Source organism: Bacteroides cellulosilyticus DSM 14838, from assembly GCF_000158035.1.
GTDB classification, from domain to species: Bacteria; Bacteroidota; Bacteroidia; order Bacteroidales; family Bacteroidaceae; genus Bacteroides; species Bacteroides cellulosilyticus.
The window spans coordinates 257675-265842 of the sequence record NZ_EQ973495.1; the positions used below are offsets into that span (position 1 = coordinate 257675).

5 protein-coding genes and 1 pseudogene are annotated in these 8168 nt (G+C 41.2%); 5 read left to right on the forward strand and 1 reads right to left on the reverse strand.

Going from position 1 to position 8168, the window contains the following annotated elements; all coding sequences use genetic code 11:
• Positions 1-281: 281 nt before the first annotated feature.
• Positions 282-1376: a metallophosphoesterase gene (locus tag BACCELL_RS23370; protein ID WP_007214600.1), complete on the forward strand. Its 1095-nt coding sequence runs from the start codon at positions 282-284 to the stop codon at positions 1374-1376.
• A gap of 185 nt (positions 1377-1561) precedes the next feature.
• Here BACCELL_RS23370 and BACCELL_RS23375 read toward each other — a convergent pair whose 3' ends face one another.
• On the reverse strand, positions 1562-2116 hold the full coding sequence (locus BACCELL_RS23375; RefSeq protein WP_007214601.1) for an RNA polymerase sigma-70 factor: 555 nt from the start codon (positions 2114-2116) through the stop codon (positions 1562-1564).
• Positions 2117-2273: 157 nt separating this feature from the next.
• On the opposite strand from BACCELL_RS23375, the pseudogene BACCELL_RS23380 reads away from it, so the two are divergent.
• From BACCELL_RS23380 to BACCELL_RS23395, 4 genes and pseudogenes are all read left to right on the forward strand, one after another.
• Positions 2274-4020 (forward strand): annotated as a pseudogene (locus tag BACCELL_RS23380) (pectate lyase family protein).
• Positions 4021-4195: 175 nt separating this feature from the next.
• Entirely contained in the window at positions 4196-4897 is a 702-nt protein-coding gene (locus BACCELL_RS23385; RefSeq protein WP_007214604.1) for an iron-sulfur cluster assembly scaffold protein, read from the forward strand.
• Between the two features lie 19 nt (positions 4898-4916).
• Entirely contained in the window at positions 4917-5927 is a 1011-nt protein-coding gene (locus BACCELL_RS23390; protein ID WP_007214605.1) for a GGGtGRT protein, read from the forward strand.
• A gap of 398 nt (positions 5928-6325) precedes the next feature.
• The coding region (locus BACCELL_RS23395) for an LruC domain-containing protein (RefSeq protein ID WP_007214606.1) at positions 6326-8168 on the forward strand (1843 nt) is incomplete at its 3' end.

The window sequence follows — 8168 nt, forward strand, 5'->3', positions numbered from 1 at the left end:
TCTCTTTACTGCATATTTTCTGGAAGAGGGCTTCGTGGGCAGAATCTTCCTTTCGCCAACTCTCCAATTGAACGCTCTCTTCAGGAGTGATTTCACCGGATAAGTGCCTGGCTATAATATTAGCTATATAAAAATCCTGTTTTATCATAAATTGAACTTTTTTCGTTGTCTTTTATAATAAAACAGGAGTAATTAAAATCATGGTGAATCAAAAAGCACTTTTTTTTTAATAAACCGGAATTTAGCTTATTTTTGCCACTTAAACTCAATACATAAATTTTATGCCGATATTCTTCATTATTCTTATTACCGTATACCTTGGCGGAAATACCTATATATTTTACAGGGGTATGCAAGCGTTATCCGGTCTTCCCTGTGGAATTAAAATTTCATTGGCCGTATTATTCTGGCTCGCGACTTTATCCATCGTAGGAACTATGCTAACCCGCAATATAAAAATGCCGGTTTTCTTATCCCATACCATGTATGAAGTAGGGACCGGCTGGCTGATCTTCACTCTATACATGGTTTTGTTCCTGCTCGCGTTTGATCTGCTGAGACTCTGCCGTGTCCCCTTCAACTACGGTTTCATCCTCTCTCTAATATTCACGGTCGTCTTATTAGGATATGGATACTATAATTACCGTCATCCTAAGACAAATACAATCAACATCGCCCTCGACAAACCTTTAGCCGGTGACGCCAAACCAGTTAAGATAGTTGCCGTAAGTGATCTGCATTTGGGTAATGGAACCGGGAAAACAGCCTTGAAACGGTATGTGAAAATGATTAATGAACAAAATCCCGATTTAATCTTGATCGCAGGAGATTTAATTGATAACAGCGTAGTACCTCTTTACACTGAAAAGATGATGGAGGAACTGTCGGAATTAAGAGCTCCATTGGGTGTTTATATGGTTCCCGGCAATCACGAATATATCAGTGGCATTAAAGCAAGCGCCCGATTCATACAAGATACACCCATACAGTTGCTGCGCGATTCAGTAGTCACGCTTCCCAACGGCATACAGCTGATAGGACGCGATGACCGGTCGAACACGGCCCGCCGCTCCTTGCAAGAGTTGATGACAGGGATAGATAAAAGTAAACCCATCATCTTGTTGGATCATCAGCCGTATAAACTGACCGAAAGCGAGGCAGCCGGTGTAGATTTACAGTTCAGCGGACATACACACCGTGGACAAGTATGGCCCATGAATTGGGTGACAGACTATATCTATGAACAAAGCCATGGCTATCGGCAATGGGGAAACAGCCACATATACGTCTCCAGCGGATTATCTCTTTGGGGACCGCCTTTCAGAATAGGAACGGAAAGTGATATGGCTGTATTCCATTTATCGACGAAAAAATAAAAGCTTCTCATAACCCGAACCGTATCTGCTCCGTATCATCTCCGTATCTATACGAACGGACTTAGTACGGACTTGATACGGAGATGACACGGAGATGGCATGGAGATAGTACGGAGCTAGTACGGAGATACGACGGGCCGGTTGTAGAAAGAAACCTGAAACGATGTTTATTTTTAACCGGCCGCTTACAAATAGAAAAGAATAAGGAAATAGTAATAGTCTTTCAGATATATACGAAGCTTTTTATAGGCAATCTTCTTAAGAGTATGTACCGTTTCAACGGATACATCTAGGTACTCAGCTATTTCTCCATTCTTTTTTCCTTCCATGGCCAATCGCATGATAGCCCGCATCTGATCGGGAAGCTTATCAATGGCATCCGTCAGCATCCGACAAGTCTCTTCTTCGACTACTGCATCATGGAAAAAAGAATCTTTCCTTTTCTCAATTACTTTCTGAGCATATTCAAATACCACTTTAGAATGTTCCAGTTCATTGAGAGCCTTATTACGTACGGCAGTATAAAGGAAAGATTTGACCTGATGCAAATAGAAAAAATCTTCTCTGATCTGCCACAACTTAGCAAAAGAATCCTGCACGATATCCGCAGAGACTTCCTCATTCTCTGTATATTGGTTTGCAAACAAACAAAGCGCCACATAATATTTATCAAAAACATTATGGAACTCCCGTTCATCAAGCCTAATACTAATAAATGTATAAGAAGTTTCTGTAACCACCAGCTTTTTATTTTCTCTATTCTAATGCGAAAATAGGAAAAATTTATTAAAAAATGACACAGTAAGACCTAAACTTCCACATAGAAAAAGAATTTATCGACATTCATTGCTCAGAAAACGCATACTTTTGTCCCATCAGAATATAAATCATAAAACCATGAAAAGAAACTACGCATTTCTATTTATCATTCTTTTATGTGCAGTCTTTGCACAAGCCCAAACAACTCCCGCCTTTCCCGGCGCCGAGGGATTTGCCCGTTACACCACTACCGGAGGACGCGGCGGAGATGTTTATCACGTCACAAACCTAAATGATAGTGGAAGCGGCTCACTACGCGAAGGACTCAAAAAAGGTAACCGTACGATTGTGTTCGATGTATCCGGCACTATCAGCCTGCTCAGTACCCTTGAAATTAAGAATGCTAATATCACTATTGCCGGACAAACAGCACCCGGTGATGGCATCTGTCTGAAGAATTACTCAGTGGCTGTGAAGGCCGATAACGTTATCATCCGTTTTATCCGCTGCCGCATGGGCGACGAGAAAAAGACGGAAGATGATGCTTTGTGGGGACGTAACCATCAGAACATCATTATCGACCATTGCACGATGAGCTGGAGTACCGACGAATGTTCTTCCTTCTATGACAACAAGTAATTTTACCATGCAATGGTGTATTCTCAGCGAAAGTCTTACCAACTCCGTACATGGTAAAGGCGGCCATGGTTATGGTGGTATCTGGGGTGGCGAAGGTGCCAGTTTCCACCATAATTTATTGGCACATCATAGCAGCCGGACTCCCCGTCTTTGTGGTAGCCGCTACACCGGTACTCCCGATGCGGAACTGGTTGACCTGAGAAATAATGTATTTTATAATTGGGGGCCTATCAATAGTGGTTATGCCGGAGAGGGTGGCAGCTATAACTTTATTAATAACTACTATAAGCCCGGTCCTTCCACTTCTACCAAAGACCAGCTTGTGAACCGTATTTTCCAACCGAATGCAGACGACGGTACACAAAAGAATGCCAAAGGTGTCTGGGGAATATTCTATGTAGATGGCAATTATTTTGATAATACCTGTCCTCAGATACAAAACCACAAAAAGAAAGATAAGTTGCTTGGTTTGATAGCCGATGCCAACGCTGATAACTGGGAAGGTATTCATCCCAATACCAAAAATACAGACTTACCGGACGGGAGTAAAGAAAGTATCAAAAGTAACGTCGAGTTCACTGTATCACCCGTAAGCACCCATACGGCCCCCCAAGCATATAAAAAAGTACTGGCTTACGCAGGTGCCAGCCTGAAACGGGATGCCATAGACCAGCGTATTGTTTCTGAAACCAAACAGGGGAATTATACCTACGAAGGAAACAACGGCAGCAGCAACGGATTAATTGACTCGCAAGCCGATACCGAAGGATATCTCCTATATAGCAGCGAAGAAAAGCCAGCTGATTCTAATAATGACGGCATTCCTGATAACTGGGCTGCTCAATATCTTCCCGTCGGAAAAAGCTATCGGGATATAGAACCGACAACCGGATACTCTTATCTGGAGCTTTACATCAATAGCCTCGTAGATCACTTGATGAAGGCTTGCTATGAAAATAGTAATAACTCCCCAAGTAGCAATGATTTCAATTTATATGGTACTACTACTGACATCTCTTTTCCCTCCGCCAATGCAACGGATGCAGTGAAATGTATCCGACAAGAAAAACGAATTGTCCTTAAAGGACTCTCCGCCGGAGCACGTATCGACATTTATGATTTATCGGGACGAATTATAACCTCACATCAAAGTCTTGACGAACAGGCCGAATACGCTCTTACTGAACCTGCCGTCATCAAGGTTTATTCCGGAGGGAAAAAGTACAGTTTCAAAAGTCCCCGTTAATTTTATTGTAATGTGGAGATTGCAATACACAGAATCACTGTCTCTTATTATTTATTTTTATAAAAAAAGTCAGATAACTCGATTTGCATAAATAAAGAAAAGGAGTAACTTTGCGAGCAATTTTAGAAAGTGGATTACGTTTTTTAATTTATATAACTTAAAAAAAGAGCTAATTATGACTTATTCACACGAAGTGGAACACATGTGTGTTGTAAAGAAGGGTCCTAACCACGGACCGGCTCCCATACCCGAAGAAGGCAAATGGGTAAAATCAAAAGAAATAGTTGATATTTCAGGTTTAACACATGGTGTAGGTTGGTGTGCTCCTCAACAAGGTGCTTGTAAACTGACTTTGAACGTAAAAGAAGGTATCATTCAGGAAGCATTGGTTGAAACAATCGGCTGCTCTGGTATGACTCACTCAGCTGCTATGGCTGCCGAAATCCTTCCGGGTAAGACATTACTCGAAGCATTGAATACTGACCTTGTTTGCGACGCTATCAATACAGCAATGCGCGAACTTTTCCTGCAAATCGTTTACGGACGTACTCAATCCGCTTTCTCTGAAGGTGGTTTGATCATCGGTGCAGGTTTGGAAGACTTGGGTAAAGGTCTGCGTAGCCAGGTAGGTACACTGTACGGTACTTTGGCAAAAGGTCCTCGTTACCTGGAAATGGCCGAAGGTTACATCAAGAATATCTTCTTGGATAAGAATGACGAGATCTGCGGATACGAATTCGTTCACATGGGTAAATTCATGGATGAAATCAAGAAGGGTACAGATGCTAACGAAGCATTGAAGAAAGTTACCGGTACTTACGGTCGCGTAACACCTGAGCAGGGAGCAGTTAAACATATTGATCCACGTCACGAATAATATAAGGAGGAAAGAAATTATGATTAGAGAAGTAAAATTTGAAAGTCAAGACCGTCGTATCAAAGGCATCATTGAAGCCTTGAACGCTAACGGCATCAAAGACATCGAGGAAGCTAACGCCATCTGCGACGCTGCCGGACTTGATCCTTATAAAACGTGTGAAGAAACTCAGCCGATCTGTTTCGAAAATGCAAAGTGGGCTTACGTAGTAGGTGCAGCTATCGCTATCAAGAAAGGCTGCAAGAATGCTGCTGACGCTGCCGAAGCTATCGGTATCGGTCTGCAAGCTTTCTGTATCCCGGGTTCTGTAGCCGACGACCGTAAGGTTGGTATCGGTCATGGTAACCTGGCAGCTATGTTGCTGCGCGAAGAGACTAAGTGTTTTGCTTTCTTGGCAGGTCACGAGTCATTTGCTGCTGCAGAAGGCGCTATCAAAATTGCTGCTAAAGCAGACAAGGTACGTAAAGAACCTCTGCGTTGTATCCTGAACGGTTTGGGTAAGGATGCTGCACAGATCATCTCTCGAATCAATGGCTTTACTTATGTACAAACTCAATTCGACTACTATACTTCTGAACTGAAAGTTGTTCGCGAAATCGCTTACTCTGACGGTGAACGTGCCAAAGTAAAATGCTACGGTTGCGACGACGTTCGTGAAGGTGTAGCTGTTATGTGGAAAGAAGGCGTAGACGTATCTATCACTGGCAACTCTACTAACCCGACTCGTTTCCAACACCCGGTTGCAGGTACTTACAAGAAAGAGCGCATGCTTGCTGGTAAGCCTTATTTCTCAGTTGCTTCCGGTGGTGGTACAGGTCGTACTCTTCACCCGGATAACATGGCAGCCGGTCCGGCTTCTTATGGCATGACCGACACGATGGGCCGTATGCACTCAGATGCTCAGTTCGCTGGTTCTTCATCAGTTCCTGCTCACGTAGAAATGATGGGATTCCTGGGAATTGGTAACAACCCGATGGTAGGTTGTACAGTGGCTTGTGCGGTAGACGTAGCTCAAGCTTTGAGCAAGTAAATAATTACTTAACTAAAATAATAAATCCCTATAATCTTATTGATTATAGGGATTTTTATTTTTAACACAAACACAGCAACTTAACATATTACATAACTCTAAAAGTGAAGTTCTATAATGAACAATACGGTAATATCTCTATTAAATTCTTGTAATTTTTGACTAAAGAAATCTCCCACACATATAGTAAAATTGTAGATTTTGACTAATAAAGAAGAATTTTCGAACAATAAAGCAAGAAATTAGTTGTATATTTAAGAATTATACAATATCTTTGCAGTTGTTTATTATGATCATTTTCTACGAACGTCAACCGAGCACTGATTTCTCTTGCATTTGTAAGGATCACACATAGACCGGAAAAAGAAAACGCGAATTATCTCTAAACACTAAATAATATGTGGAAAAAATTATTAGGAACTACTCTAATTGCTGCATTTGCATTAAGCAGCTGCACAGACAAAGATGTTTATCAAGGCCCTAAGGAAGATGAAAAAGAATTCAACACCTTCCCCTTCTCTACTGTACAAAAGGACGTAAACCTAAATGTAAATTACGTAAATGGTGCTGTACAATCAAATGTTTATTTTGAAGTGTATGATGAAATGCCTGTCGTCGAAAGCGAATATGGTACTTATACCAAACGTCAGGATGTAAATTACCTGTTTGCTGCCTATACCCAAGAAGACGGTACTTACCAAGGTAAACTGGAATTGCCTTCATACCTGACAAAAGTATATATCTATTCTCCCGCTTTCTTTGCACAAACCCTGATGGAGGCAAATGTTGTGGATGGAAGTATCGAAGCAACAGATAATACTAGTACTGATACTCGTACAATTACTAATACCAGTACTCCATACGACAGTTATCTGGTAAGTAATAGATACGGAAATGAGGTATGGAAAACCTGGTTAGGTACATACAATCTGTATAAAAACGGGGATATTAATTATAAGTACAAGGGAAAATTAGCAGCAACTAAAAAGGATGGTTTATATACTGCGCACACCCGTATTATAAACACTCATACAACTTGTCCACAAGAATATCGCGGTTATTCGGATATGTACGTCAACAAGGATGCTGAAGTAGTAGTTACATTTCTGGGACAAAATACTTGTTGGACCTGTTCATTGGGATATTATTATTATAAAGACGGAGAACAACCAAAGAACTTGAATGATGCCCATGTAATCATGTTATTTCCTAACACCCAAGATGGTAACTGGTCTAATAACCCCAATCAAGCAAAGAAAAGTGCCGGTATTGACCCACTGACTGCCGTACAACTGATGTATTATCCTAATATTGCAACCGGAAGTAAAGAAGGCGCTACTACAACCTTCCCCGCAGGTTACAGAATCGGTTTTGTTCTGGCAACCAATGGCTGGAGCAATCATGTTGGCAGCTTTAGCGGATACAAGAAATATCGCGCCGCCACCTCTAGCGGTTTGAGCTTAAACGATCAAGGCGTGAACTTTGAAGAACCGCGTACTGCTGTTTATAGATATGGTGATTGGATATTGACTTCTTTTGAAGATTATATGACTGACGAGAATTTCAGCGATGTTGTCATTACTTTAAAATCTAATCCGGTAGATGCTATCACCGATATTCCTGTAACTAATCCTGATGAAGACAAGACAAGCATTGACTTCCTGAAAGGTACATACGCATTTGAAGACCTTTGGCCCAGTCAGGGAGATTATGATATGAATGATGTGGTCGTAAGATATAACTATGGCAGCACTTTCGATGAAAAAAATCTAATATATTCCGAATCATTTACTTTCAAGACTTTCCAAAATATAGCCAGTAACCAGAACGGTTTAGCATTCCGTCTCAAAACGGAAGGAAACATAGAATCTACCACCTACTCTATTCGCCAACAAGGTGAAAAGGAATTTACAGAAACCACATTTGAATACGAGCCTCAGGATAATGTATATCTTTTGACCACAAATGTGAAAGAAAATATGGGAACAGAATATAAGGTTACCGTTAATTACAGTAAGCCCATTTCAAAGCAATCTGAAGCCCAAGCTTTTATATTCAAAAATGATGAAGACGGTTTGCGATGGGAAGTGCATATTCCTCAGGAAATGCCGACATCCAAAATAAACAAGAAGTATTTTGGGCAGGGAGACGATGCATCTAACCCCAATCAGAGTATATACTATGTACGTAAGGGTAATTACCCATTTGCCTTTTTCCTGAGCCGGGCAACAGAAAGCGATT

What these genes read in the sequence shown, in the direction of transcription:
- BACCELL_RS23370 (WP_007214600.1), top strand. Translation starts at nt 282, where the DNA reads ATGCCGATATTCTTCATTATTCTTATTACCGTATACCTTGGCGGAAAT.
- BACCELL_RS23385 (WP_007214604.1), top strand. Translation starts at nt 4,196, where the DNA reads ATGACTTATTCACACGAAGTGGAACACATGTGTGTTGTAAAGAAGGGT.
- BACCELL_RS23390 (WP_007214605.1), top strand. Translation starts at nt 4,917, where the DNA reads ATGATTAGAGAAGTAAAATTTGAAAGTCAAGACCGTCGTATCAAAGGC.